This window comes from Micromonospora olivasterospora (assembly GCF_007830265.1).
Classification (GTDB): Bacteria; Actinomycetota; Actinomycetes; order Mycobacteriales; family Micromonosporaceae; genus Micromonospora; species Micromonospora olivasterospora.
The window spans coordinates 4067959-4093471 of record NZ_VLKE01000001.1 but is presented as its reverse complement, the minus strand read 5'-3'; the positions used below and the strand labels follow the sequence as shown (position 1 = coordinate 4093471).

The 25513-nt window shown below is 75.6% G+C and carries 25 protein-coding genes and 2 pseudogenes; 8 read left to right on the top strand and 19 right to left on the bottom strand.

The annotated features are described in order from the left end of the window. Positions 1 to 106: 106 nt before the first annotated feature. From mutM to JD77_RS18900, 10 genes and pseudogenes are all read right to left on the bottom strand, one after another. Positions 107 to 964, bottom strand: coding sequence for a bifunctional DNA-formamidopyrimidine glycosylase/DNA-(apurinic or apyrimidinic site) lyase (gene mutM, locus JD77_RS18950; protein ID WP_145775536.1), 858 nt, complete (start codon positions 962 to 964; stop codon positions 107 to 109). Then, positions 957 to 1762: pseudogene (rnc, locus tag JD77_RS18945) on the bottom strand (ribonuclease III). Before rnc ends, mutM begins: the two are co-directional and overlap by 8 nt. 106 nt (positions 1763 to 1868) lie before the next feature. Continuing rightward, positions 1869 to 2867, bottom strand: coding sequence for a phosphate acyltransferase PlsX (locus JD77_RS18940; protein ID WP_211372606.1), 999 nt, complete (start codon positions 2865 to 2867; stop codon positions 1869 to 1871). A 114-nt stretch (positions 2868 to 2981) separates the two neighbouring features. Then, a complete protein-coding gene (rpmF, locus tag JD77_RS18935; RefSeq protein ID WP_145775534.1) occupies positions 2982 to 3155 on the bottom strand; it encodes a 50S ribosomal protein L32 in 174 nt (57 codons plus the stop codon). Between the two features lie 5 nt (positions 3156 to 3160). Further along, a complete protein-coding gene (locus JD77_RS18930; protein ID WP_145775533.1) occupies positions 3161 to 3724 on the bottom strand; it encodes a YceD family protein in 564 nt (187 codons plus the stop codon). Between the two features lie 111 nt (positions 3725 to 3835). Then, entirely contained in the window at positions 3836 to 4333 is a 498-nt protein-coding gene (locus JD77_RS18925; RefSeq protein WP_145777657.1) for an SPFH domain-containing protein, read from the bottom strand. 191 nt (positions 4334 to 4524) lie between these two features. Beyond that, entirely contained in the window at positions 4525 to 5013 is a 489-nt protein-coding gene (gene coaD / locus JD77_RS18915; protein WP_145775531.1) for a pantetheine-phosphate adenylyltransferase, read from the bottom strand. Next, complete coding sequence (rsmD, locus tag JD77_RS18910) at positions 5010 to 5573, bottom strand: 16S rRNA (guanine(966)-N(2))-methyltransferase RsmD (RefSeq protein WP_145775530.1); 564 nt, start codon at positions 5571 to 5573, stop codon at positions 5010 to 5012. The genes coaD and rsmD overlap by 4 nt, the downstream gene beginning before the upstream one ends. Before the next feature lie 172 nt (positions 5574 to 5745). Then, positions 5746 to 7947 carry an ATP-dependent DNA helicase RecG gene (gene recG / locus JD77_RS18905; protein WP_145775529.1) on the bottom strand — a complete coding sequence of 734 codons (2202 nt, stop codon included), beginning with the start codon at positions 7945 to 7947 and terminating at the stop codon, positions 5746 to 5748. After that, the gene (locus JD77_RS18900; protein WP_145775528.1) at positions 7944 to 9560 is read right to left on the bottom strand and encodes a DAK2 domain-containing protein; all 1617 of its coding nucleotides are present in this window, start codon (positions 9558 to 9560) and stop codon (positions 7944 to 7946) included. Before JD77_RS18900 ends, recG begins: the two co-directional genes overlap by 4 nt. Before the next feature lie 201 nt (positions 9561 to 9761). On the opposite strand from JD77_RS18900, the gene rpmB reads away from it, so the two are divergent. Then, positions 9762 to 9953, top strand: a complete 192-nt coding sequence (gene rpmB, locus JD77_RS18895; RefSeq protein ID WP_145775527.1) for a 50S ribosomal protein L28 — start codon at positions 9762 to 9764, stop codon at positions 9951 to 9953. Between the two features lie 422 nt (positions 9954 to 10375). Here rpmB and JD77_RS18890 read toward each other — a convergent pair whose 3' ends face one another. Both JD77_RS18890 and JD77_RS18885 read right to left on the bottom strand, forming a co-directional pair. After that, positions 10376 to 10843, bottom strand: a complete 468-nt coding sequence (locus tag JD77_RS18890; RefSeq protein ID WP_145775526.1) for a GNAT family N-acetyltransferase — start codon at positions 10841 to 10843, stop codon at positions 10376 to 10378. A gap of 45 nt (positions 10844 to 10888) precedes the next feature. Next, the gene (locus JD77_RS18885; RefSeq protein WP_145775525.1) at positions 10889 to 11827 is read right to left on the bottom strand and encodes a thiamine-phosphate kinase; all 939 of its coding nucleotides are present in this window, start codon (positions 11825 to 11827) and stop codon (positions 10889 to 10891) included. Between the two features lie 170 nt (positions 11828 to 11997). Between JD77_RS18885 and JD77_RS18880 the strand changes: the two genes are divergently transcribed. Further along, on the top strand, positions 11998 to 12231 hold the full coding sequence (locus JD77_RS18880; protein WP_007075177.1) for an Lrp/AsnC ligand binding domain-containing protein: 234 nt from the start codon (positions 11998 to 12000) through the stop codon (positions 12229 to 12231). Then, complete coding sequence (locus JD77_RS18875) at positions 12232 to 12840, top strand: DUF3515 family protein (protein ID WP_145775524.1); 609 nt, start codon at positions 12232 to 12234, stop codon at positions 12838 to 12840. Positions 12841 to 13013: 173 nt separating this feature from the next. Here JD77_RS18875 and JD77_RS18870 read toward each other — a convergent pair whose 3' ends face one another. Then, the gene (locus JD77_RS18870) at positions 13014 to 14111 is read right to left on the bottom strand and encodes a D-alanine--D-alanine ligase family protein (RefSeq protein WP_145775523.1); all 1098 of its coding nucleotides are present in this window, start codon (positions 14109 to 14111) and stop codon (positions 13014 to 13016) included. Positions 14112 to 14311: 200 nt separating this feature from the next. Here JD77_RS18870 and JD77_RS18865 point away from each other — a divergent pair. Beyond that, a pseudogene (locus JD77_RS18865) lies at positions 14312 to 14398 on the top strand (XRE family transcriptional regulator); the annotation flags it as partial. A gap of 46 nt (positions 14399 to 14444) precedes the next feature. Here JD77_RS18865 and JD77_RS18860 read toward each other — a convergent pair. The 4 genes from JD77_RS18860 to JD77_RS18845 form a co-directional block, all read right to left on the bottom strand. Beyond that, entirely contained in the window at positions 14445 to 15236 is a 792-nt protein-coding gene (locus JD77_RS18860) for a putative protein N(5)-glutamine methyltransferase (RefSeq protein ID WP_145775522.1), read from the bottom strand. A 230-nt stretch (positions 15237 to 15466) separates the two neighbouring features. Continuing rightward, on the bottom strand, positions 15467 to 16579 hold the full coding sequence (locus tag JD77_RS18855) for a cystathionine gamma-lyase (RefSeq protein WP_145775521.1): 1113 nt from the start codon (positions 16577 to 16579) through the stop codon (positions 15467 to 15469). A gap of 10 nt (positions 16580 to 16589) precedes the next feature. Next, positions 16590 to 17597 (bottom strand): NAD(P)H-dependent glycerol-3-phosphate dehydrogenase, encoded by a 1008-nt coding sequence (locus JD77_RS18850; protein ID WP_145775520.1) that lies wholly within the window; start codon positions 17595 to 17597, stop codon positions 16590 to 16592. Continuing rightward, positions 17594 to 18334, bottom strand: a complete 741-nt coding sequence (locus JD77_RS18845) for a lysophospholipid acyltransferase family protein (protein WP_145775519.1) — start codon at positions 18332 to 18334, stop codon at positions 17594 to 17596. Before JD77_RS18845 ends, JD77_RS18850 begins: the two co-directional genes overlap by 4 nt. A gap of 121 nt (positions 18335 to 18455) precedes the next feature. On the opposite strand from JD77_RS18845, the gene cofC reads away from it, so the two are divergent. From cofC to JD77_RS18825, 4 genes are read left to right on the top strand one after another with little or no spacing between them, the layout of a single operon-like run. Continuing rightward, positions 18456 to 19121, top strand: a complete 666-nt coding sequence (gene cofC / locus JD77_RS18840; protein WP_170286478.1) for a 2-phospho-L-lactate guanylyltransferase — start codon at positions 18456 to 18458, stop codon at positions 19119 to 19121. Positions 19122 to 19143: 22 nt separating this feature from the next. Then, on the top strand, positions 19144 to 19341 hold the full coding sequence (locus JD77_RS18835; protein ID WP_145775517.1) for a cold-shock protein: 198 nt from the start codon (positions 19144 to 19146) through the stop codon (positions 19339 to 19341). 53 nt (positions 19342 to 19394) lie between these two features. Further along, positions 19395 to 21758 carry an RNA degradosome polyphosphate kinase gene (locus JD77_RS18830; protein WP_145775516.1) on the top strand — a complete coding sequence of 788 codons (2364 nt, stop codon included), beginning with the start codon at positions 19395 to 19397 and terminating at the stop codon, positions 21756 to 21758. A gap of 15 nt (positions 21759 to 21773) precedes the next feature. Further along, a complete protein-coding gene (locus JD77_RS18825) occupies positions 21774 to 22649 on the top strand; it encodes an NUDIX hydrolase (RefSeq protein WP_145775515.1) in 876 nt (291 codons plus the stop codon). A gap of 64 nt (positions 22650 to 22713) precedes the next feature. Here JD77_RS18825 and JD77_RS18820 read toward each other — a convergent pair whose 3' ends face one another. Next, on the bottom strand, positions 22714 to 24663 hold the full coding sequence (locus JD77_RS18820; RefSeq protein ID WP_145775514.1) for an endonuclease/exonuclease/phosphatase family protein: 1950 nt from the start codon (positions 24661 to 24663) through the stop codon (positions 22714 to 22716). Positions 24664 to 24823: 160 nt separating this feature from the next. Further along, entirely contained in the window at positions 24824 to 25462 is a 639-nt protein-coding gene (locus tag JD77_RS18815) for an HU family DNA-binding protein (protein ID WP_211372605.1), read from the bottom strand. Between the last annotated feature and the right edge of the window lie 51 nt (positions 25463 to 25513).

Here is a 25513-nt window from a genome sequence, read left to right as displayed (position 1 = left end):
GGGGAGGCGGCCGCTCGGCCCACCGATCCGCACCAAAGGGATGGAATACGCCTGAACGGACCGGGTCGGGCGCGGCACGCCGGCCCCGTCCCGGAACTTCCCCGGGTCAGCCCCGGAGCGCCCCTCGGGGCCGGGGCTGGCAGCGCGGGCAACTGTACGAGGAGCGGTTCATGAACGCCTCCCGGCGCATCGGCGCCCCGCACCGTCGGCACGGCTCGCCCTCCCGCCCGTACGCGTTCAGGGAACGGTCGAAGTAGCCGCTCTCGCCGTTGACGTTGACGTAGAGCGCGTCGAAGCTGGTGCCGCCCTGGGTGATCGCCTCGCCGAGCACGTCCCGGACGTGGCCGAGCAGCCGCAGCGCGGCCGGCCGGGTCAGCGCGTCGGTCGGCCGGGCGCCGTGCAGCCGCGCCCGCCACAGCGCCTCGTCGGCGTAGATGTTGCCCACCCCGGAGATCAGGGTCTGGTCGAGCAGCGCCCGCTTGATCTCCGTACGCCGCCGGCGCAGGGCGGCGACGAAGGCGGCGTCGGAGAACTCCGGGTCCATCGGGTCCCGGGCGATGTGCGCGATCTCGGCGGGCAGCTCGGCCCCGCCGACGGACACCGCCAGCCCGCCGAACGTGCGCTGGTCGACGAAGCGCAGCTCCGGGCCGTCGTCGCCGAACCGGAACCGCACCCGCAGGTGCAGCTCGTCGGCGGCGGCGGGCGGCTGGAGCAGGAGCTGGCCGGACATGCCGAGGTGCCCGACGATCGCGTCGCCGCTGTCCAGCGGCAGCCACAGGTACTTGCCGCGGCGGCGTACCTCGCGCACCGTCCGCCCGGCCAGCACGTCGACGAAGTGCGCCGGCCCGGGCAGGTGCCGCCGGACCGCCCGGGGGTGGCGGACCTCCACGGCGGCGATCCGCCGCCCGGGGACCCACCGGGCCAGGCCCTGCCGGACGGTCTCGACCTCGGGCAGCTCAGGCACGGCCGGCCTCGGCGTCCACCGGGTTGCCGGCGCCGTCCCAGGCCGCGCCGGCCGCCTCGGCGGCGTCCCGCCCGGCCTGCTCCCGCTCGGCCTGCGCCGTGAGCTCCCGCCACGCGGACTCGGCGGCCCGCTGCTCTGCCTCCTTCTTGCTGCGGCCCTCGGCCCCGCCGTAGCGGTTGCCCGCGACCACCACCCAGGCGGTGAACGTCTTGAGGTGGTCCGGCCCCGTGCCCTCGATGCGGTACTCGGGAACGCCCAACCCGAGGGCGGCGGTGAGTTCCTGGAGGCTGGTCTTCCAGTCCAGCGCCGCGCCCCGCCGGGCCGACTCGGCCATCAGCGGGTCGAACAGCCGGTGGATCACGATGGCGGTGGTGTCCAGCCCGTACTGGAGGTAGATCGCGCCCAGCAGGGCCTCCAGGGTGTCGGCGAGGATGCTCGCCTTGTCCCGCCCGCCGGTGCTCTCCTCCCCCTTGCCGAGCAGCAGGTACGCGCCGAGGCCGGCGGGGCCGAGGCCCGCGCCACGTCGGCCAGCGCCCGCATGTTGACCACGCTGGCCCGCAGCTTCGCGAGCTGCCCCTCGGGCAGGTCGGGGTGATTGTGGAAGAGCGCGGTGGTGATCACCACGCCGAGCACCGAGTCGCCGAGGAACTCCAGCCGCTCGTTGGTGGGCAGGCCGCCGTTCTCGTACGCGTACGAGCGGTGGGTCAGCGCCCGCTCCAGCAGGTCCGGCTCGATCGAGACGCCGAACGCCGCTTCGAGGTGGCCGACGGGTGCGCGCCGCCGCTTGTCGTTGGTCATGGTGCGGTTACCTTCTCGTTCGCGGCTGGGCGGCCCGCTGGGCACACCCGCCGACCGGCCACGGGGGGACGCGCCCCGCCGGGCCGGGACTGGACGGGTCGGGCGGTCACAGGCTCACCCCGGTGTCGGTGGTGCGTTCGGCGTGGTCGCCGGAGGACAGCCCGGCCTCGGGGGCGCCGCCCAACAGCGCGGCGACGGTGTCGGTGGCGCCGCGGCGCCAGAGGTGGGCGGCGAGGGCGATGCCGGAGGCGACGTCCTCGCCGCGCGCGGCGCCGTGGCACACCACCACCGTGCCGGCGACGCCGAGCAGGGCGGCGGCCCGGGGGGCGCCACCGCTGGCCGGCGGGCCGCCGGCCATCGCGTACGCGCCCTCGATCGCCTTGAGCAGCACGTTGCCGGTGAAGCCGTCGGTCACCACCACGTCGGCGCGGGTGCCGGAGGCCAGGTCGTACCCCTCGACGAAGCCGACGTAGCGCGCCCCGCAGGGTAGGGGGACGGCGGCGAGGGCGTGGTCGGCGGCTCGACGCAGCCGGTCGCCCTTCCCGGCCTCCGTGCCCACCGACAGCAGCCCCACCCGCGGCTCGGCGACGGCGTGCGCGACGGCCGCGTAGGCCGCGCCGAGCAGGGCGTGCCGGGCCAGAGTGGCCGGACCGGGCTCCAGGGAGCCGCCGACGTCGAGCAGGACCACCGGACCGGCGAGCGCCGGCAGGGTGGCGACCAGGGCCGGCCGCCGCACGTGCGGCCACCGGCCGAGGGCGAGGGCCGCGGCGGTCACGGTGGCACCGGTGGCGCCGGCGGAGACCGCCGCGTCGGCGATGCCGTCACGGACGGCGGTGACCGCCGACCGGACGGTGCTGTCGGCACGGGCGGCGACAGGATGGTCGGCCATGCCGACGGCGGAGCGCACCGGCCGGACCGTGACCCGGGCGCGCTGCGCCGGGTCGAGGGCACCGATCACCTCGTCGGCGGCCTCGGCCGGGCCGACGAGCAGCAGATGCAGGTCCGGGTCGGCGCGCATGGCCCGCAGAGCGCCGTCAACCACGACGGCGGGAGCGTCGTCCCCGCCGAGGAGGTCAACGGCGATCCGCGCGGTGCCCGGCTCCACCGGGACGCCGGCCGGAACTGGCCGGCCGGCGGCGGCCGGAGCCGGGACACCGGGCGATCGCCAGGATGCGCGCGTCACCCGACCAGGGGTCGGGGACGTCACTCGGCGTCCAGGTCAGACCTCGAGGACCTGGCGGCCGTTGTAGGTGCCGCAGACGGAGCAGGCGGCGTGCGGCAGCTTCGCCGACTTGCACTGCGGGCAGGCCACGGTCGCGACCGCCGCGGCCTTCCACTGCGCCCGGCGGGACCGGGTGTTGCTGCGCGACATCTTGCGCTTGGGGACGGCCACGGTTCTTACTCCTCTTTACGGGTCAGTTGCGACAGGCCCGCCCAACGCGGGTCGATCTGCTGGTGACTGTGGTCGGCCGGCAGATCATCCCAGTGCACCCCACAGTCGGGGCACAAGCCTGGGCAGTCCTCCCGGCAGAGCGGGTTGGTCGGCAGCGTCAGCACCACCGCGTCCCGCAGCACCGGCTCCAGGTCGATCAGATCGCCCTGCATCCGGCCCACCTCGTCCTCGTCGGTCGTGGTGTCCGTGGTGCTGTTCTCGTACGCGTACAGCTCCTGGATCCTTACGACCACCGAGTCGTCGATCTCGCGCAGGCAGCGGCTGCACTCGCCCTTGACGGGACCGCTGACGGTCCCGGAGACGAGCACCCCCTCGGACACCGACTCCAGCCTCAGGTCGAGGTCGAGGTCAGCGCCCTCCGGCACGCCGATCAACTCCACGCCGAGGTCCGCCGGTGCCGGCACGACCCGCTTGACCGTACGCAAGGCGCCAGGCCGACGCGGCAGGTCCCTCGTGTCGAGGACCAGCGGCGACCTGGGGTCGAGTGTGCTTGGCGAGTGTTTGGGCATAGTTAGACTCCGGCCGGTGAGGGGCCGACAAAAGAGGTTACCTGGGCGACCGCCGGACCGTCGAACCGGGGGCCGACGCCCGCCCCCGCCTGTCGGTCGCTGAGGTGCCGGTCAGAAGGGTAGCGGGCGCTCCGCCTCGTCGCCCGCGAAGGTGCCGATCTCACGCAGCGCGTGCATCTTGTCCCGGCCGCGCTCGATCGACGCGAGGGCCCGGGTGAGGAACTGCTCGAAGTTGGCCAAAGCGGTGTCGACGTAGTCGTCGACCTCCTCGCGCAGCCGCTGTGCCTCGGCCCGGGCCTCGGCGATGATCCGGGCGCCCTCGTGCTCGGCGGAGACCGTGATCTCGTTCACCGACACCAGCCGGGCGTGTTCCGCCTCACCCTCGCTGATGATCCGATCGGCCTCACGCTTACCGGCCTCCATGATCTTGTCCCGCTCCTCCAGCAGGGCGGCGGCCCGGCGCAGCTCGACCGGCAGCTCGGCGCGCAGTTCGTCGAGGGCGGCGATGACCTCTCCCCGGTCGAGCATGCAGTTGTTCCGGGACATCGGGACGGAGCGGGCCGTCTCCACCATGGCGATCAGTTCGTCGATGCGGTCGAGCGGGTCCACCGGTACCTCACTCCTGTCGTTCGTCAACCGACCTACATGATGCGGGTTGGGGCCCGGTTCCCGCTCCACCCATCATGTCGTGCCCGGGCGACAGGCCGGCGGCGCACCCCACCCGGCGCGTCGGGCGAGTCGCCCCGAACGGCCGGCGGGTCGGGCGGGTCGCCCGGAACGGCCGGCGGGTCGATCCGGCGTCAGGAGCGGGCGCCGGGGGCCAGCCGGGCCGTCAGCTCCTCGCGGACCCGGTCGGGAACGTGGGCGGAGACGTCGCCGCCCCACTTGGCCACGTCCTTGACCAGGCTGGAGGAGAGGAACGAGTAGAGCGGGTTGGTCGGCATGAAGAGCGTCTCGACGCCGGCCAGCCCGATGTTCATCTGGGCCATCTGGAGCTCGTAGTCGAAGTCGCTGACCGCCCGCAGGCCCTTGACCAGCACGCTGGCCTGCTGGGCGCGGCAGAAGTCGACCAGCAGCCCCTGGAAGGACTCGACCCGGACGTTGTCGTACGAGGCGGTCACCTCGCGGAGCATGTCGATCCGCTCCGCGACGGTGAACAGGCCGCTCTTCGACTGGTTCACCAGCACGCCGACGATCACCTCGTCGAAGAGTCGGGCGGCCCGCCCGATGATGTCGAGGTGTCCATTGGTCACCGGGTCGAAGGAGCCGGGACACACCGCACGTCTCATGATCGGCGACCGTACCAAAGGGTGGTCTCGCCGTACCGGCGGCCGCGCTCCCCGGTGATGCCAGGCACCCAGGCGACCGGCCCGCTCCGGCTCGACCGCTCCACCACCAGGAGGGCGTCCGGCGCCAGCCAGCCGTTGCCGGCCAGCGCGGCCAGCATCGCGGTGACGTCGGCGTCGGACACGGCGTACGGAGGGTCGGCGAAGACCACGTCGTACGGCCCGCCGTCCGGCCCGCCCGCCAGCACCGTGGACACCCGCCCGGTCACCAGCCGGGCGGCCGGGGCGGCCCGCAGCGCGGCGATGTTCTCCCGGATCACCCGGGCCGCCCGGGCGTCGGACTCGACCAGCAACACGTGCGCCGCGCCCCGGGACAGGGCCTCCAGCCCGACGGCCCCCGAGCCCGCGTACAAATCGGCGAAGCGCGCCCCCGCCAGGTCCAGGTCGGCCTGCACCGCGCTGAACAGCGCCTCCCGGACCCGGTCGGAGGTGGGTCGGGTGCCGGCGCCGGGGGGCGCGGCGATCCGCCGCCCGCCCAGCGTCCCGGCCACGATCCGGGTCACCGTGTGCTCCCGCTCATGCCCCTGACGCTACGCGACGCCCGGCCGCCCGACGGACACCCCGGGCCGCCATGATCACGCTCGCACACGGATGTAGTGGCCTCCCGGTCGGCGCGAGGCCACTACATCCACGTTCCTGCGCGACCTCGCGCGAGGCGGGCGCCGATCGGACGGATCAGCCCTTCTCCAGGTACTCCGCGCGTTCCTCGTCGACCAGGGCGGCCACCGAGGCGGCCAGCGCCGGGTGCCGCTCCAGCTCCCGGTCCTCCTCGACCAGGGCGATCGCCTCGGCGCGGGCGTCCCGGATCAGGTCGGAGTCGCGCAGCAGCGACAGCAGCCGCAGGTGCGAGCGGCGGCCGGACTGGGTGGCGCCCAGCACGTCGCCCTCGCGGCGCTGCTCCAGGTCGAGCTCGGCCAGCTTGAAGCCGTCCGTGGTGGACGCCACGGCGTCGAGGCGTTCCCGGGCCGGGGAGCCCTCGACGGCCTCGGAGACCAGCAGGCACAGCCCCGGCGCGGAGCCCCGGCCCACCCGGCCGCGCAGCTGGTGCAACTGGGAGACGCCGAACCGGTCGGCGTCGAGCACGATCATCACGGTGGCGTTGGGCACGTTGACGCCGACCTCGACGACCGTGGTGGCGACCAGCACGTCCAGGTCGCCGGCGGCGAAGGAGCGCATCACCGCGTCCTTCTCGTCGGCGGGCAGCCGGCCGTGCAGCACGCCGATCCGCAGCCCGTGCAGCGGGCCCTCGGCGAGCAGCGGGGCGACCTCGGTCACGGCGAGCGGGGGCCGCCGGCCGTTGTCGTCCTCGCGCGGGGTCTCCTCCTCCGACGCGGGGCCGTCACCGATCCGGGGGCACACGACGTACGCCTGGTGGCCCGCGGCGACCTCCTCGCGCAGCCGGCGCCAGGCCCGGTCGAGGAACGCCGGCTTCTCGGCGGCCGGCACCACGTGCGACGCGATCGGCGAGCGCCCCTGCGGGAGCTGGGTGAGCGAGGAGACCTCCAGGTCGCCGTAGACGGTCATCGCCACCGTGCGCGGGATCGGGGTGGCCGTCATCACCAGCACGTGCGGCGGCTGTTCGGCCTTCGCGCGCAGCGCGTCGCGCTGCTCGACGCCGAACCGGTGCTGCTCGTCGACCACGACGAGGCCCAGGTCGTGGAAGTCGACGCCCTCGTACAGCAGGGCGTGGGTGCCGAGCACGATCCCGGCCCGACCCTCGGCCACCTCGGCGAGCGCCCGGCGACGGGCCGCCGCGCCGAGCGAGCCGGTGACCAGCTCGACGCGGGTGGCGCCGTCGGCGGCGCCCAGCTCGCCGGCGCGGGCGAGCGGGCCGAGCAGGTCGAGCATGCCGCGGTGGTGCTGGGCGGCGAGCACCTCGGTCGGGGCGAGCAGCGCGGCCTGCCCGCCGGCGTCGACCACCTGGAGCATGGCCCGCAGGGCCACCACGGTCTTTCCGGAGCCGACCTCGCCCTGCAGCAGCCGGTGCATCGGGTGGGCGGTGGCCAGGTCGGCGGCGATCTCCGCGCCGACCGCCCGCTGGCCGGGGGTCAGCTCGTACGGCAGCCGCGCGTCGAACGCGTCGAGCAGGCCGCCCGGCTTCGCGGGGCGGGCCCGCGCCGGCCAGGCGGCGGCCCGGTGCTTGCGCTGCACGAGGGTGAGCTGCACGGCGAACGCCTCGTCCCACTTGAGCCGGCGGCGGGCCCGGTACAGGCCCTCCTTGCTGGACGGCCGGTGGATCTCCCGCAGCGCCGGGCCGATGCCGACCAGGTTGCGGGTGGCCCGGACGGTGGCCGGCAGCGGGTCGTCCGGCGGGGTGAACGTGTCCAGCACCACCCGGACGCAGCGGGCGATCACCCAGGTCGGCACTGCCGCCGCGGCCGGGTACACCGGAATCAACGCCCCGGCGAACTCCTCGACCTCCTCGTTGGCCGCCGTCTCGCCGTCGCCGCCCTCGCCGAGCAGCACGTACTCCGGGCCGTTGAGCTGGCGTTTGCCGCGGAACTCGGTGACCTTGCCGGCGAACAGCCCCCACCGGCCGGGGCGCAGCTCCCGCTCCCGCCACGCCTGGTTGCCGAAGAAGGTCAGGGTGAGCACCCCGCCGGAGCCGTCCCCGACCGTCACCTCCAGCAGGTTGCCCCGGCGCTGGCGCATCGGCCGTACGGCGGTGCGCTGCACCTGGGCCAGGACCGTGACCTGCTCGCCGACGTCGAGCGAGCGGATGTCGGTGTGCTCGCCGCGCTCGTCGTACCGGCGGGGGAAGTGGTAGATCAGGTCGCCGGCGGTGTGCAGGTCGAGGTGGGCGGCCAGGGCCTTGGCCGTCTTCTCCCCGACCAGCTTCTTCAGCGGCGTGTCGACCGTCGACGGCTCGGACGTCATTCGACCCCCACCAGGAGCGGATAGTGCGGCTGGTCACCCGGATACGCGTGGACCTCCACGAACGGCCAGCGCCGGGCGACGTGCTCGCGGACGGCGTCGGCCAGGCCGTCCGGGGCGTCGGCGCCGGAGAGCAGCGTGACCAGCTCGCCGCCGCCGCCGAGCATCCGGTCGACCACGGCGACGCAGGTGTCGGCGAGGTCGGCGCCGATCAGGTGCACCTCCCCCTCGACGAGGGCGAGCACATCGCCCTGCCGGCACGGGCCGGCTACCGTCAGGGCCTCCCGGCCGGCCCAGCAGACCTCGGCGTACCGGCAGGCCCCGGCGGCCTCGGCCATCGCGATCACGTCGTCCTCGAAGCGCCGCTTCGGGTCGCGCACGGCGAGCGCGGCCAGCGCCTGCACCGGCGAGCGGGTCGGCACGACGCTGACCTTCACCCCCAGCGCGTGCGCCTCCCGGGCGGCGGCGCTCGCCACGGCCTGGGTGTTCGGGTCGTTGGGCAGCACCACCACCCGGGCCGCCGTGGTGGCCCGGATCGCGTCGAGCAGCTCGCCGGTGGACGGGTTGCCCGGCACCACCGTCGCCCCCTCCCGAGCGAACAGCTGGGCGATGCCCGCGCCGGTGGCGACCACGACCGCCGCGCGGCCGTCGCCGGGCGGGGCCGGCGGGACCGCCGCGGCCCGGTCGGCGAAGCGGGTCACCGAGATCTGGTACGGCCGGCCGGCCACCACCCCCGCCTCGACCGCCGCGCCCACGTCGTTGACGTGCACGTGCACGTTCCAGGTGCGCGGCCCGTCGGCCCCGTCGCCGACCACGACCAGCGAGTCGCCCAGCCCGGCGAGGGTCTGCCGCATCCGCTCGACCGCATCCCGCTCGGCGTCGAGCAGAAACTGCACCTCGTAGGCGTACTCGTCGGAGCCGGTCTCCCGCACGGCCACGGCGGGCGGGCGGACCGGGCGGCGTGCGGGCGCCGGCCGCTGGGGGCTCTCCCCGGTGACCACCTCGACCAGCGCGTCGAGCAGCAGGCACAGCCCCCGCCCGCCGGCGTCGACCACCCCGGCGCGGGCCAGCGCCGGAAGCTGCTCGGGGGTGCGGGCCAGGGCGCGGGCGGCCTCCTCGGCCGCCGCCCGGACCACCGCGCGCAGGTCGTCGGTGTCCGCGGCCTCGGCCGCGCGGGCCGCTGCGGCGACCACGCTGAGCAGGGTGCCCTCCACCGGCCGGGCGACGGCGGCGTACGCGGCGGTGGCCGCGTCGCGCAGCGCGGCGGCGAGCTGCCGGCCCCGCACCTCCGGCGCGGCGGCCAGGGCGTCGGCGAGGCCGCGCAGGATCTGCGACAGGATCACGCCCGAGTTGCCCCGGGCGCCGAGCAGCGCCCCGCGCGCCATGAGCCGCAGCGCGTGCCCGTGCGGGGTGGGCCCGCCCTCGGGAAGGGTGTCCCGGTCCATCGTCAGGGCCTGCTGGGCCGAGGTGAGGGTGAGCACCAGGTTGGTGCCGGTGTCGCCGTCGGGGACCGGGTAGACGTTGAGGTCGTCGATCTCGCCCTGGTGGTCGCGCAGCGCGGCCAGCCCGCCCGCGCACCAGCGGCGCACCGCGGCGGCGTCCAGCGTGTCCAGCACGCCAGAAGCCTACTGGCGCACACCGACACGCGCCGGGGCCGACCGGCCCGCCCCGGCGTGTCCCCGCCGGCCGTCGGCGGCGGCGCGAGTGCCCTGCCGGGGCCGGTTGGTCAGGCGCGGTGGTCGTCGGGTAACCTGGCCAGGTTGCCCGGGCAGCGCCTGGCGGCGACCTCATGAACGTTTCAAACCCAGGAGTATCCCGTGGCTAGCGTGTGCGACGTCTGTGGCAAGGGACCGGGCTTCGGCCACAACGTGTCCCACTCGCACCGGCGGACCAACCGCCGCTGGAACCCGAACATCCAGTCGGTGCGTACCCCGGCCGGTGGCGGCACCACCCGGAAGGTGCAGGTCTGCACCTCCTGCATCAAGGCCGGTAAGGTCACCCGCGCCTGACGCGGGTAACGCCGACCTCGTAACCTCGTCCAAGCCGGCGGGCCTCCGGGCCCGCCGGCTTGTCGTGTTCCCCATCGCCGGGTGCCCGGCCTTCGGCGTGCGGGCACGGCGGGCTGCGGCTCGGGCATGTCGGTCCGCTGCCTGTGGAGCTGCCCCGCCCATGCGCCCGCCCGCACCGTCTCACTTCGCCCCGCACCGTCTCACGCGATCATGAGGTTAGCGGCGTCCACCGGGCCAGATACCACCGCCAACCCCATGATCATCGGGGCGGCGCGGGCGGGCGGGCGGCGTAGGCGGGCGGCGCGGGTGGCCGGGCGGCGTAGGCGGGCGGGCGGCGCGGTAGCGTGGACGGGGCAGCTCCACAGGCGCCGTACGGCGTCCCACCCTGCCGGCCCGGCCGCCGGGCCGTCGGCAACGCCCGGTCAGAGGGTACGGCCGAAGGAGATGCAGCCCGGGGCGTCCTGGTAGAAGCCAAAGTTGGGGATGCGCTCGTAGCCGGCCGCGGCGTACATGGCGATCGCCTCCGGCTGCCTGTCGCCGCACTCCAGGACGATCCGCTTGCGCCCCTGCTCCCGCGCCGACCGCTCGACGGCGGCGAGCACGGCCCGGGCGACGCCCCGGCCCCGGGCCGCCGGGGTCGTGTACATCCGCTTCACCTCGGCGGTGTCCCCGTCGTCACCGTGGCTGCGCCAGCCGCCGCAGCCGACCGGCTCGCCGTCGACGTGAGCGATCAGGAACGCCCCGTGCGGCGGCTCGAACTCGGTGGCGTCGACGGGTGTCTCGTCGCCGCTGCCGCCGTAGCGCTCGCCCAGGTCCACCAACGCGGCCCGGATCAACCGCTGTGCCTCCGGCGAATCGAAGCGGGCCGCGCGAATCTCGATCTCACTCACAGGGTGAAGGATACGGCCCTGACCTGCGCGGACCGGAGGCGGTCCTTACCGGAAATGGTCCCAGCCGGCCGGGCCGGCGTACGGCTCGCCGTCGACCGTGACGCCCGCGCCGTCGGCCACCCGGCCGACCTCCCGCCACGGCGCCGGCAGCGCGACCGCCGGCGGGAAGGTGGCCGCCAACGCGTGGTCGTCGCCGCCGCCGAGGATCCAGGCGTACGGGTCGACCCCGAGCGCCTGGGCGGCGTCACGCATCTGCCGGGGCACCTCGAAGGCGTCGCGCCGCACGTCGATGCCCACGCCGCTGGCCCGGGCGACGTGCCCCAGATCGGCCAGCAGCCCGTCCGAGACGTCGATCATGGCGGTGGCGCCGAGCCGGGCGGCGTGCGGCCCGGCCGCGTACGGCACCTCGGGCCGGCGGTACGCCTCGACGAGCAGCTTGGGCGTACGGAAGCCCCGGGAGAGCACGGTGTAGCCGGCGGCGGCGTACCCGCTGCGGCCGGCGACGGCGACCACGTCCCCCGGGCGGGCGCCCGAGCGCAGCACCGGGGCCAGGCCGCCCAGGTCCCCGAGGGCGGTGACCGCGATGGTCAGCGTCGGGCTGGCCGACATGTCCCCGCCGGCGACGCTCGCCCCCACCGTGCCCGCCTCGGCGGCGAGCCCGTCGGCCAACTCCTCGGCCCACGCCGGGTCCAGGTCGGCCGGCATGCACAGCGCCACCAGCAGAGCGGTCGGGGTCGCCCCCATGGCCGCGATGTCGGCCAGGTTGGCCGCGGCCGCCCGGTGCCCCACGTCACGGGCGCTCGACCAGTCCCGCCGGAAGTGCCGCCCCTCCACCAGCACGTCGGTCGACGCGGCGACCCGGGCGTCCGGCGCGGCCAGCACGGCGGCGTCGTCCCCCGGCCCCAGCAGGACGGCCGCGCCGTGGGTCAGCCGGGCGGTCACCCGGTCGATCAGTCCGAACTCGCCGATCCCGGCCACGCTCATGCCCGCACTCCGCCTCTCCTGCCCGCTACCCCTCGTGCCCGCCGTGTGGCACCCCACCCGCCGCGCTCGCTCACCGCTTCTCCTCGACCACCGATAGGGATCGGACCTGCTCCGTAAGGTAGTTTCACCCTTCGGGCCGCCTCCGGGCGGCGACGGACGGAGGTCGAGTCGTGGTACAGGCGTACATCCTCATCCAGACGGAGGTCGGCCGGGCGCGTGACGTGGCCGGGCTGATCGGGGACCTTGCCGGCGTGGTACGGGTCGACGCCGTCACCGGGCCGTACGACGTGGTCGTGCTCACCGAGGCGAACACCGTCGACGAGCTCGGCAAACTCATCGTCAGCAAGGTGCAGATGGTGCCCGGCATCACCCGCACCCTCACGTGTTCGGTGGTGCGCCTGTAAGTGGACGAGATCACTTCCTCCCCCGACGAGAAGGCCCCGCCGCGGCGGGACGTCACGAACCGCCGTGCCGCGCTGCTGGCCACGCTGGTCGCGGTACCGATCACGGTGGCCGTGGCCGGGTTCACCTTCGCGAAGCTCGCCCCGGACGCCCCGGCGCCCGAGCCCAGCCCGTCGGCGACCACCGCCCGGCCGCAGTCCACCGCGCCGGTCGAGATGGCCGCGCCGGCGCTCGCCGAGCGGCCGGCGACCGTCTGCCGCGCCCTGATGTCCCAGCTGCCCGACACGGTCCGGGACCTGAAACAGCGGTCGGTCACCGCCGGCCCGGAGCAGAACGCCGCGTACGGCGATCCCGCCCTCACCGTCGCCTGCGGCGGCACCGAGCCCGCCCCCGCCCAGACCGACGACGTCTGGGTCGTCAACAAGGTCTGCTGGTACGCGGCCGAGGGGCCGGACGCCACCGTGCTCACCACCCTCGACCGGGAGACCGCGGTACAGGTCACCGTGCCCCGCACGTACGGGGCGGCGCTGCAGTGGGTGAGCCCGATCTCCGACACGGTAATCGCCACCGTGCCCTCCGGCGGCCCCACCCCGGCCAGCTGCGCGGGCTGATCCGGCTCCCCCTCCGGCCTGCCCGGCGCGCATCCGGCGGCCTGCCCGGCCTGATCCGGCGCCGTTCCCGGCGGCTGCCGGGCCGCTGCGGGTTCTCGGTGGTCCGCTCCGGCTGATCCGGGAGCCGGGCGGGCCGGCGGGCCCGCCCGGCTCGCGAGGCGCGCAGCGACGCCTCAGTGCAGGCCGACGCCGCGCCACTGCGCGGTGCGGATCAGACGGTTGACCAGCTTCGGATACTCCAGGCCCGAGGCGGCCCACATCAGCGGGAACATCGATGTCGGGGTGAACCCGGGCATCGTGTTGATCTCGTTGAGGTAGACGTCCAGTTCCGGGGTGACGAAGAAGTCGACCCGGGCGAGCCCGGCGCAGTCCAGCGCGGCGAACGCCCGGACGGCGTACTCCTGGATCTGCCGGGCGACGTGCTCGGGCAGGTCGGCCGGGAGGTCGTACTCGGGCTCGGAAAGGTACTTCGCCTCGAAGTCGTACCAGTCGTGGTCGCCGCCGGCGCGCACCTCGGCCAGCACCGACGCCTCGGCTCCGCCCCCGGCCTCGCCCTCCAGCACGCCACACTCGACCTCGCGCCCGACGATCGCGCCCTCGACCAGCACCTTCGGGTCGATTTCCCGCGCCACGGCGACCGCGGCGTCCAGGCTCGCCCAGTCGGTGACCTTGGTGATGCCGAACGACGAGCCAGCCCGGGACGGCTTGACGAAGACCGGCAGGCCGAGGCGCTGCTTGTCCTCCTCCGCCAGGGTCATCCCGTTGCGCAGCACCGCGTACGGGCCGACGGGGATGCCCTCGGCGGCGCAGAGCTTCTTGGTGAACTCCTTGTCCATGGCGGCGGCGGAGGCGAAGACGTTCGCCCCGACGTACGGGATGCCGGCCATTTCCAGCATGCCCTGGATGGTGCCGTCCTCGCCGTACGCGCCGTGCAGCACGGGGAAGACCACGTCGACGTCGGCGAGCGCCCGGGGGCCCTCGGCCGGGTCGAGTACCAGCAGCCCGTTGCCGGTCGGGTCGGCGCGCAGCACGATGTCGCTGCCCGCCTCGGCGGTGATCTCCGGCACCCGCCCCGCGGTGATCGCCAGCTCGCCTGGGTCGCCGCTGGTCAGCACCCACTTGCCGGCCCGGGTGATGCCCACGGGGACCACCTCGAACTCGTCCGGGTCGAGCGCGCCGAGGACGCTGCCGGCGCTGACGCACGAGATGCCGTGCTCGGGACTGCGGCCGCCGAAGACGAGGGCCACACGGGTCTTGCCTGGGGTGGTCACTCGGTCACCCTTTCGTTCGCGACTGCACGGGCTCGTGGTGCTCGCCGGTGGCGCTCACCCGGTTGACCCTACTGTGCGTGGCCGGAGGCCGATGCCATACCCGGGGAGAAGCGGCAGCACACCGCAACCGGTCAACCGCGCATATACGTTACGTAACGCGCGGGGCAGGGCCCCACCCGGAGCCCTAACGCGCACGGGCCCTGCGTACCTGCACCAAGATCATGGAGCACCTGCGAACGGTCGCGCTCAGCCCCGCGGCCAGCCGGGACCAACTCCTGCGACTCCTGCGCTGCCCCGCCGCTGACCGCCGCGCGCCAGCGCGGCACCCCGCCGTCAGCCCGGGCGGCGGGCGAGCACCGCCGTGGCGTCCAGGTCCTCGTCGTGGACCACGGACGGCACCAGCCCCAGGCCGGTCAGCACCGACCGGTACGCGTCGACCTGGCGGCGGCTGACCTCGACCGCCAGGTGCCCGCCCGGCGCGAGCCACTCGACCGCGCCCCGCGCCACCCGGCACAGCACGGCCAGCCCGTCCCGCCCGCCGTCCAGGGCGACCGGTGCCTCGTGCAGCCGCGCCTCGGGCGGCAGCAGCGGCACCGCCTCCGTCGGCACGTACGGGGCGTTGGCGACCACCAGATCGAGCCGGCCCCGCCACGCGGGCGGCACGGCGTCGAACAGGTCGCCCTGGTAGACCGGCACGCCGAGGTGGGCGAGGTTGCGCCGGGCGCAGGCGACGGCGGCCGGGTCGACGTCGGCGGCGGCCAGCCAGCGGGGGGCGAGCCGCCCGGCGAGCACCAGCGCGGCGGCGCCCGACCCGCAGCAGAGGTCGAGCACCGCGCCGCCGGGGCGGGTGGTCGCCGCGGCGGCGGAGACGAGCAGGGCGGTACGGGCCCGGGGGACGAACACGCCGGGATCGACGCCGACCCGCAGGCCGCAGAACTCGGCCCAGCCGAGCAGGTGCTCCAGCGGCAGCCCGGCGGCGCGGCGGTCGACGAGGTCGGCGAGCCGCCCGGGTGAGTCGGCTGCGTCGATGAGCAGGTCGGCCTCGTCCTCGGCGAAGACGCAGCCGGCGGCGCGCAGGCGGGTGACGACGGCGGAACGGTCGAACTGGCGGTGCGCGGATGTCACGGGAAGCCTCTCGGGGGTCGCTCTTCGGCGCTCCCGTGGGCGGCCTACCCGGCGGGCGGCACGGGCCCGGGGCGGAGCGCCGGTCCTGGTTGCTGGTGGATCGGTCTCACCTCCTCCGGTCGGGCCCGGTGCGGGCGTGCCCGCTCACGATACCCGTCGAACCCGCCGCCGGAGGCCGGGGGTGAGCGGGGAACCCCGCCATACCGGCGGGCGTTGAGAGGGGCCCTTCCCTACCCGAGGGCGGCCGTGACGTCGGCGAGCAGGTCCGCCGTGTCCTCCACCCCGCAGGAGAGCCGGACGAAGCCCGGGGCGGTGTCGTCGCCCCACTGGGCCCGGCGGTCGGCGGTGGTGTGCAGGCCACCGAACGAGGTCGCCGCGCCCACCAGCCGGGACGCGTCGAGGAACCGGGCCACCCGCTCGGCGCCGCCCAGGTCGAACGAGAGCACCCCGGGCAGCCGCCGCATCTGCGCCGCCGCCACCGCGTACGCGGGATCGCCGGGCAGTCCCGGCCAGCGCAGCCCCGCGACGTCGGACCGGTCGGCGAGCAGTCGGGCGAGCGCCTCGGCGTTGGCCGACTGCCGGGCCAGCCGCAGGTCCAGGGTGGCCAGCGAGCGGTGCGCCAGCCACGCGTCGAAGGCCCCGGGCACCGCACCGGTGACCGTCCGCCAGGCGGTGACCGGGTCGAGTAGATCGGGCGTACGACTCGCGACGTAGCCGAGCAGCAGGTCGGAATGGCCGGTCAGGGCCTTGGTGCCGGAGGCCACCACCAGGTCCGCGCCGAGATCGAGTGGGCGCTGGCCGAGCGGGGTGGCGGTGGTGTTGTCCACCGCGACGAGAGCGCCGGCTGCGTGCGCGTCCCGGGCCAGCGCGGCGACGTCGACGACGTCCAGGCCCGGGTTCGCCGGGGTCTCCACCAGCACCAGCCGCACCCCCTCGAACGACGGGTACGGCCCGACGGTCGGCGCGAGGTGCACCCGCACCCCGATCCGGGCGAGGGTGTCGGCGGCGAACGCGCGCACCGGGAAGTACCCGTCGGCGGGCAGTACCACCGCGTCCCCGGGGCGCAGCAGCGCCAGCAGCAGGCCGGTGATCGCGGCCTGCCCGCTGGCGAAGACGCGGCAGTCGCCGCCCTCCAGTTCCCCGATCGCCGCCTCCAGCAGCCGCCGGGTCGGGTTGTCGGGCCGGCCGTACCCGTCCGCGGCGGCGGCCGGCCCCCGCCACGGGTCGAGGTGGTACGGCGCGGCGAGGACCGGCCCGGGCAGGAACGGCTGGCCCGGCACGGGCTCCGGCAGCCCGGCCCGTACGCACCGGGTGCCGTCGCCGTCCCGGGTCCCGTCGGTCACGCCGCCCCCCTCACTCGTACGACTCGGGCTTCGCGGTGCGGCTCATCAGCGCGTCGACGGCGAGCCGCGGGTCCATGCCCTCGTGGCAGATCCGCTCGATCTGCTCGGTGATCGGCATCTCCACCCCGTGCGCCCGGGCCAGGTCGCGGATCGCCAGGCAACTCTTCACGCCCTCGGCGGTCTGCCGGGTGGCCGCCTGCGCCTGCTCCAGGGTCTCCCCCCGGCCCAGGTGCTCGCCGAACGTCCGGTTGCGGGCCAGCGGCGACGAGCAGGACGCCACGAGGTCGCCCATCCCGGCCAGGCCGGCGAACGTGATCGGGTCGGCGCCGAGCGCCACCCCGAGGCGGGCGGTCTCGGCCAGCCCCCGGGTCATCAGCATGGCCCGGGTGTTGTCGCCGAAGCCCATCGCGGTCGCGATCCCGTACGCCAGGGCGATCACGTTCTTGACCGCCCCGCCCAGCTCGCAGCCGATCACGTCGTCGTTGGTGTACGGCCGGAAGTACGGCGTGCGGATCGACGCCTGGACGAGCTGGGTCCGGCGGTCGTCCGTGCCGGCCACCACGGTCGCGGCGGGCTGCTCGGCGGCGATCTCGGGAGCGAGGTTGGGGCCGGAGACCACCACCACCCGGCTCGGCGTGACGCCGGCGGTCTCCACGATCACCTCGCTCATCCGCTTGGTGGTGCCCAGCTCGATGCCCTTCATCAGGGAGACCAGCGTCGCGTCCGGGTGCAGGTGACCGGCCCACTCGGCGAGGTTCGCGCGCAGCGTCTGCGACGGCACGGCCAGCACCACCAGCTCGGCGCCGGTGATCGCCTCGGTGGCGTCCCCGGTCGCCGTGACCCGCTCTGGCAGCCGCAGGTCCGGCAGGTAGTCCGGGTTGTGCCGACGCAGCCGGATCGCCTCGGCCACCGGCTCCCGGCGGGCCCAGACCGTCACGTCCCGGCCGGCGTCGGCGAGGATCTTGGCGAACGCCGTGCCCCAGGATCCGGCGCCCAGGACGGCCACGTGCCCGCTCACGCGGCGCCTCCCCGCTCCTGCTGCGGGCGGGCGGCGGAGCGGGACGGGCGCGCCCAGAGCGGCGGCGGGGTGCCGCCGCGGATCTCGGCGAGCAGGTCACGCAGGCGCAGCATGATGGCGTCCGTCATCTCCTCGAGGGTGGCCCTGGTGGGCGCGGCCCCGGCCCACCGGCTCAGGTCCACCGGCGGCCCGGCGACCACCGTCACCGGGATGCGGGGTCGCAGGCTGAGCCGCTTGGTGCGCGGGTCGAAGATGCGCTCCGGGCCCCACATGGCGACCGGGATCACCGGGGCCCCGGTGGCCAGTGCCAGCCGGGCCGCCCCGGTCTTGCCCTTCATCGGCCACAGCTCCGGCTCGCGGGTGGTGGTGCCCTCCGGGTAGATCACCACGGCGCCGCCCTCCCGCACGGCGGCGACCAGGGCGTCCAGCGACCTCGCCGCGTCGACGGAGCCGCGCTCCACCGGGATCTGCCGGCACCGGTGCAGGATCCCGCCCACCAGCGGCAGCCGGAAGAGGCTGGCCTTGGCGAGGAACCGCGGCCAGCGCCCGGCGTCGTAGACGAAGTGCGCGGAGACCAGCGGGTCTGCGTGCGAGAGGTGGTTCGGCACGATGATGACGCCGCCGTCGTGGCGCAGGTGCTCCATGCCACGCCAGGTACGCCGCGTCCAGACCGTCATCACGGGCTTGACCACCACCACGGCGAACCGTTGCCAGAATCCCAGCCTGCGCCGTGTCACCCTGCCTCCTCGTAGCCCGACCCGCGGCCGCACCCGCCCGCGCCGCCCGCAGCGAAATCATGCCTGCTCGCCCGGGGTACGGCCAGTGAGGGTACCGCCACCCGGCTGGCAGGATTGTGCCGTGCGGCAGCGAGCCTGGACTGTGGTGGTGCCGGTGAAGCGTCTCGGCGTGGCGAAGAGCCGCCTGCGCGGGGCGCTGCCGGGCGTACCGCACGAGGAGCTGGCGCTGGCCCTGGCGGCCGACACGGTCGCCGCGGCGCTCGCGTGCCCGGCGGTGGCCGATGTGGTGGTGGTCACCGACGATCCGCGGGTGGCGGCGGCGGCCGGCGGGGCGGGCGCCCGGGCGGTGCCGGACGCCCCGGGCGCCGGCCTGAACGCGGCCTTCCGGCACGGCGCGCAGGTCGCGGCCGCGAACGGCGGCGCCTGGCTGGCCGGGCTCACCGCCGACCTGCCTGCGCTGCGCCCGGACGAGCTGGCCGCGGCGCTGTGCGCGGTCGCCGCCGGCCCGCCGGGGGTACGCCGGTTCGTGGCCGACGCCCCGGGCAGCGGCACGGTGCTGCTCGCCGCGCCGCCCGGCGTGCCGCTGGACCCCCGGTTCGGCGTGGGCTCGGCGGCGGCGCACCTGGCCAGCGGCGCGCTGCCGCTGGCCGGCGAGCTGCCCACCCTGCGTCGGGACGTGGACACCGCGGCCGACCTGGCGGCGGCCGCCCGGCTCGGGCTCGGGCCGCGCACCGCCGCCGCCGTCGCCGTCGCCGCCGCCGGCCGGCTGGCGGCCCGCCCGGCCTGACCGCCCGGTGTACGGTGCTGGCATGCAGGGCACGGTGGCCACCTACGACGCGGCGACGCGCAGCGGCGTGCTGCTTCTGGACGACGGCACCGAGCTGGCCTTCCCGGCCCGCGCCTTCGACGCCTCCGGGCTGCGGCTGCTGCGACTCGGCCAGCGGGTCCGGGTCGAGACCGACGCCGCCGGGGAGATCGTCCGGGTGACGTTGCCGACGATGCCCTGAGCTACCGGAGCGAGTTCATTTTGCGTTAACCGGCTTCGGGTGATTATGGGCGGGTGAGCACCCCTCGCGAGCCCCACACCGGCCGGCCCGACGACAGCCGGGACTCCTCCGGCGCGCCCGCGTTCGCCCGCAACGGGGCCCGGCCGCGCGGGCCGGACGGGCGGTACCGCGCCCGCGAGGTCGGCGAGGACGACCCCGTGACCGCCGGTCCCGCCGCCGCGGTCGCCTCCGCCGGCCTGGAGGAGGTGCTCGACCCGGTGTCCGAGGCCGCCCCGGCGGCGCCGTCCGGCGCCGGCGAGGTGCTCGAACCACCGGCGGCGCCCGGCCCCGACGACGAGCCACCGCCGCCCGAGCCGCTGCCCGACGACCGCTTCCTCAACCGGGAGCTGTCCTGGCTCGACTTCAACGCCCGCGTTCTCGCCCTGGCCGAGGAGCCGCGCACCCCGCTGCTGGAGCGGGCGAAGTTCCTGGCCATCTTCGCCAGCAACCTCGACGAGTTCTACATGGTGCGGGTGGCCGGCCTGAAGCGCCGCCTGTCGGCCGGCCTGCCGGTGCGCGGCGGTGACCGGCTGCCGCTGCGTGCCCAGCTGGAGCTGATCGCCGAGAAGACCGCCACGCTGGTCGCCCGGCACGCCGCCTGCTTCGTGGACGACGTGCTGCCGAAGCTCGCCGCCGAGGACATCCGCATCCTGCGCTGGACCGACCTGGACGCCCCCGAGCGGGAACGGCTGCGCACCTACTTCCGCGAGCACGTCTTCCCGGTGCTCACCCCGCTCGCCGTGGATCCGGCGCACCCGTTCCCGTACATCTCCGGCCGGTCGCTGAACCTGGCCGTCACGGTCCGCGACCCGGACGGCGGATCGGAGTTGTTCGCCCGGGTCAAGGTGCCGAACAACGTGCCGCGCTTCGTCCGGGTCGACCGGGAGGCCCCCGGTGTGCGGGTGCTGCCGGTGGAGGAGCTGATCTCGGTGCACCTGGGGCAGCTCTTCTCCGGGATGCAGGTGGTCGAGTGCCACCTGTTCCGGGTGACCCGCAACGCCGAGGTCGAGGTCGACGAGGACCGCGACGAGGACCTGCTCCAGGCCCTGGAACGGGAGCTGGCCCGCCGCCCGTTCGGTCCCCCGGTACGCCTGGAGGTCGCCGCCTCCATCTCCGACCACATGCTGGAGCTGCTGGTCCGCGAGCTGGACATGGACGCCCAGGACGTGCTGCGGGTGCGCGGCCTGCTCGACCTGTCCGCCCTGTGGCAGCTCTACGGCGAGGCCGACCGCCCCGACCTGAAGGACCCGCCGTTCGTGCCGGCCACCCACCCCCGGCTCACCGAGGGCGAGGTGCCGCGCAGCGTCTTCGCCACCCTCCGGGACGGTGACGTGCTGGTGCACCACCCGTACCACTCGTTCGCGACGAGCGTGCAGCGGTTCGTCGAGCAGGCCGCCGCCGATCCCGACGTGCTGGCCATCAAACAGACCCTCTACCGCACCAGCGGCGACTCCCCGATCGTCGACGCGCTGGTCGACGCCGCCGCCGCCGGCAAGCAGGTGGTGGTGCTCGTCGAGCTGAAGGCCCGCTTCGACGAGGTGGCGAACATCGGCTGGGCGCGCACGCTGGAGCGGGCCGGCTGCCACGTGGTGTACGGCCTGGTGGGGCTGAAGACGCACTGCAAGACGGCCCTGGTGGTACGCCAGGAGGGCAACCAGATCCGGCGCTACTGCCACATCGGCACCGGCAACTACCACCCGAAGACCGCCCGGCTGTACGAGGACTTCGGCATGCTCACCGCCGACCCGGAGATCGGCGCCGACCTGACCGACCTGTTCAACGTGCTCACCGGCTACAGCCGGCAGACCGCGTACCGGCGGCTGCTGGTGGCCCCGCAGGGCATCCGCCGGGGACTGGTCGAGCGGATCGAGCGGGAGATCACCCACGTCCGGCTCGGCGTGCCGGGGCTGGTGCAGATCAAGGTGAACTCGCTGGTCGACGAGGAGGTCGTCGACGCGCTCTACCGCGCCTCCCGGGCCGGGGTGCACGTCGACCTGCTGATCCGGGGCATGTGCACGCTGCGGCCCGGGGTTCCGGGGCTCTCGGACAACATCCGCGTCCGCTCGATCCTCGGCCGGTTCCTGGAGCACTCGCGGATCTTCCGGTTCGGCAACGACGGGCAGGCGGAGTTCTGGATGGGCTCGGCGGACCTGATGCACCGCAACCTGGACCGGCGGGTGGAGGCGCTGGTGCAGGTGAGCGACCCGGTGGCGCGGGCCGAGCTGGACCACGTGCTCACCGCCGCGTTCAGCCCGGACGTGGAGGCGTTCGAGCTGGCCGGGGACGGCACCTGGACGCGGCGGGCCGGGACGCCGGAGGCGCCGCTGACCCATCTGCAGGACCTGCTGCTGCGCCGCGTCGGCGGCACGGCCGGTTGACCCTAGGCTGAGCGGATGGCGGAGCAGGATGCGATCCGGGCGGCGGGCGGGGTGGCCTGGCGCGCCGACGGCGACGGCGTACGGGTCTGCCTGGTGCACCGCCCCCGGTACGGCGACTGGTCGCTGCCGAAGGGGAAGCTGGACCCGGGCGAGCACCCGCTGACGGCGGCCGTCCGGGAGCTGGCCGAGGAGGCCGACGTGCGGGTGGTCCCGCAGGTGCGGCTGCCCCGCGCGCGGTACCGCAGCGAGGGCCGGCCCAAGGTGGTCGACTACTGGTCGATGCGGGTGGTCGGCGAGGGCGGGTTCCAGCCCGACACGGAGGTCGACGAGGTGCGCTGGCTGCCCGCCGCCGACGCCGTACGCCTGGTCAGCTACCCGCACGACGGCGAGGTGCTGGCCGCGTTCGCCGCCCTGCCCCCGGTGACCGGGACGATGGCGCTGGTCCGGCACGCCCACGCCGGCGCGCGCGGCACCTGGAGCGGCCCGGACGCCGGCCGCCCGCTCGACGCGACCGGCTGGGCCCAGGCGCACCGGCTGGCGCCCCTGATCGCCCTGCTCGGGCCGGCCCGGCTGATCTCGGCGTCCGCCCGGCGGTGCGTGCAGACCCTCGACCCGGCCGCCGCCCTGCTCGACCTGCCCATCGAGGTGACGGGCGACCTCGACGAGCCGGTGGGCGGTCAGGACCCGGACGAGCGGGCCCTGGCGGCCGCGGGGTGCCTCGCCGAGTTGGCCGCCGCCGGAGAACCGGTCGCGGCGTGCAGCCAGGGCAAGGTCGTTCCCGGCGCGCTGGAACGCCTGGCCGGCCGCCCCGGCGACTACGTCACGCCGAAGGGCGGCGGCTGGCTGCTCGCGTTCGCCGCGGACGGCCTCCTGGCCGCCGACCGCCTGTGAGGAGGGCCCCTCCTGACGCCTGCGGTCGGGAGGGGTTTCCCTGCCACGCCAACGCCGCGCCGGTTCAGGGTGGCGGCAGGTGGACGGTCACCGCGACGGGCAGGTGGTCGCTGGCGGTGCTGCGTGGCGCCGCCGGGTGGCTGACGGCCGTCCCCGGCCGCACCAGGACGTGGTCGATCTCCGTGCGCGGGTCGCCGGCCGGGCTGGTGGGCTGCGGGCGGGCCGCGGCCAGCGCGTCGACGAGCCCGGCCCGGGTGAGCTCGGCGTACGCGGGTGCCCCCGGCTCGGTGTTCAGGTTTCCGGCCACCACCAGCGGCCGGCCGGCCGCGTACCCGAGGGCGAAGTCGGCCACCGCGCGGGCCTGCGCCACCGGCTCGCGCCCGGGCGGCGGTTGCAGGTGGGTGGCGACCACCGCCAGGCCCGCGCCACCGCCGATGTCGACGGTGACGCCGAGCGCCTGCGCCCCGGTGGGCGCGCCGGCCGCCGCCAGCTTCCGGGTCCGGGCCGACGCCAGCGGGAGGCCACTGAGCACCGCGTCGCCCCAGAGCGGGTCGGCGGCGGGCGCGAAGACGTACGTCATGCCGAGCCGCCTCGCCAGCAGCGTGAGGACGTCGTGGCCGCCGTTGAGCAGCCAGCCCCGGTCCACCTCGCTGAGCACCACCACGTCGGGCTGCTGTCCCGCCACGACGGTGGCCAGCCCGTCCGGGTCGAGCCGCCCGTCCAGGCCGTACCCCATCCGGACGTTGTACGCCACCACCCGAACCGCCGTCGGGGGCTCCTGGTGGCGGGACGTGGCCGGGGCGGGCTGGGACAGGCCGGCCGCGACGAAGGCACACAGGAACGCGCCGGCGGCGATCCGGGCTGATCGGAGCCGCGGCGGCACCCGCGGGTGGGCTCCGGCGGCGGAGGCCCGGACGCGGCCGGGGGCGAGGGCCACGACGGCGACGAAGCCGGCCACGGCCACCGGCACGGACCCGTTGGGGTAGCCCAGGTCGTAGGCGGCGTGGTAGGCGAAGACGGCCACGGCGAAGACCAGCATGCCGAGCACCGCCGCCAGGGCGGGCCGGGTCGGGCGCCCGTCCGCCTGACCCGGGCCGGCGGGCGGCACCGACGGCGGCGGGGCGGTCCCGGCGAGGCTCAGGCAGCCCCCGGTGCCGGCGGCGGTCAGCAGGATCGCCGGCGCCAGCCAGCCGGGGCGGTCGGCGGCGAACAGGGCCGCTCCGGCGAGCGCCGCGACCGGCCCGCACAGCCGCGCGGGGCCCCGGGGCGGCCGGGCCAGCGCCGCGAGCAGGAACAGGGCGACGGCCGAGGCCAGCAGGATCGGCAGGTCACCGGCGACCGGCGGACCGGCGAGGCCGGCGGCCGGGCCGCGCCGGTACGACGAGGCGGTCCCCGCCACCGCCGGGGACAGCGCCACCATGCCGGTGAGCAGCAGCGCCGGGCCGGCGAGCAGCCACACCCGGGCGCCGCCCGGGCGCGCCGGTGACGCGCTCGCGGCCGGCGTGGACGCCAGCCGCGCCGTCCCGGCCAGGAAGAGCGCCACGAGGGCCCCGCTGCCGGCCCAGCCGGCCCAACCCGAGCGCCACACCAGGTCGTACGTGTCGACCGCCGCGTGGGTGACCGCGCCGAGGGCCAGTCCCAGCGCCAGCCCGGGCAGCGGCCGGTCCGTCCGCGCGGCGGTGCCGGCGAGCCAGACCAGCCCGGCGAGGAGGCCCACGGTGGCCAGCCAGAGCTGCGTACGCCCGCCCGGCGCGGCGGTCAGCGCGAGCCGGGCGGCGGCCAGGGCCACGGCGGCGACGGTCGCGACCGGGCGGGCCCCGAGCCGGCGGACGAGGGCCGGGGCGAACAGGGCGAGCACGAACCAGCCGAGCGCGAACGCGCCCAGCAGCGGGGCGGGGGTGGCGGCGGCCTGCCCGAAGACGGTGATGACGGACGGGAGGAAGACGCGCAGCACGTCGGCCAGGACGACGACGCCCACGGCGAGCGTGGCGGTTTCCAGGTGGCGGTGGCGCACGGGATGCCTTTCGCCGACCGGTGGTGGTCCGGCGATTCTGCGTGCGCGGGGCGGTTGCGGTCAACGGGCCGCCGAGAGCCACGGATGCCCGCACCTCGTATACGAGAAGAGCGGCCACCGCGCGGGTGGCCGCTCTTCTCGCTCTGCGCGTCGCCGCCCGTCAGCGCCGGGTGGCCGCCTTCTTGGCCGGGGTCTTCTTCGCCGGCGCCTTCTTGGCCGCCGCGCTCTTGGTCGCCGCGCTCCTGGTCGCCTTGGCGGTGGTCTTCTTCGCCGGGGCGGCCTTCTTGGTGACCGCCGTGGTCTTCTTCGCGGTGGTCTTCTTGGCGGCGGCGGTCTTGGTCGCCTTCGCCGCGGTGGTCTTCTTGGCCGCGGTGGTCTTCGCCGCGGTCGTCTTCTTCGCCGCTCCGGCCGCCTTCGCACCCGTGGCCTTGGCGCCGGTGGCCTTGGCGCCGGTGGTCTTCGCGGCCGTGGTCTTCGCGGCCGTGGCGGCGGTCTTCTTCGCCGCCACCGTGTTCTTCGGCACCTTGCCGCTGGCCACCATCTCCTTGAAACCGGCACCCGGCCGGAAGGTCGGGACGGATGTCTTCTTGACCTTCACCGCCTCGCCTGTCCGCGGGTTGCGCGCTGTTCGGGCGCCCCGCACGCGCTTCTCGAACGCTCCGAATCCGGTGATCGCCACCTTCTCGCCCTTGGTAACCGCCGCCTGGACCTCAGCGAGGACCGCGTCGAGCGCGGCCGTCGCCGTCTTCCGGTCCCCCAGGCGAACGGCGAGCGCCTCGATGAGCTCGGCCTTGTTCACGACTTCCTCCCGATTGTGCAACTGACTCGACGCGAGCCATTCTGCGCGCAC

Bases quoted from the DNA above. Each gene is read 5' to 3' on its own strand.
- JD77_RS18930 (WP_145775533.1), bottom strand. From the start codon at position 3,724: ATGCCCAAACACTCGCCAAGCACACTCGACCCCAGGTCGCCGCTGGTC.
- coaD (WP_145775531.1), bottom strand. From the start codon at position 5,013: ATGAGACGTGCGGTGTGTCCCGGCTCCTTCGACCCGGTGACCAATGGA.
- recG (WP_145775529.1), bottom strand. From the start codon at position 7,947: ATGACGTCCGAGCCGTCGACGGTCGACACGCCGCTGAAGAAGCTGGTC.
- JD77_RS18885 (WP_145775525.1), bottom strand. From the start codon at position 11,827: ATGAGCGTGGCCGGGATCGGCGAGTTCGGACTGATCGACCGGGTGACC.
- JD77_RS18835 (WP_145775517.1), top strand. From the start codon at position 19,144: ATGCAGGGCACGGTGGCCACCTACGACGCGGCGACGCGCAGCGGCGTG.
- JD77_RS18825 (WP_145775515.1), top strand. From the start codon at position 21,774: ATGGCGGAGCAGGATGCGATCCGGGCGGCGGGCGGGGTGGCCTGGCGC.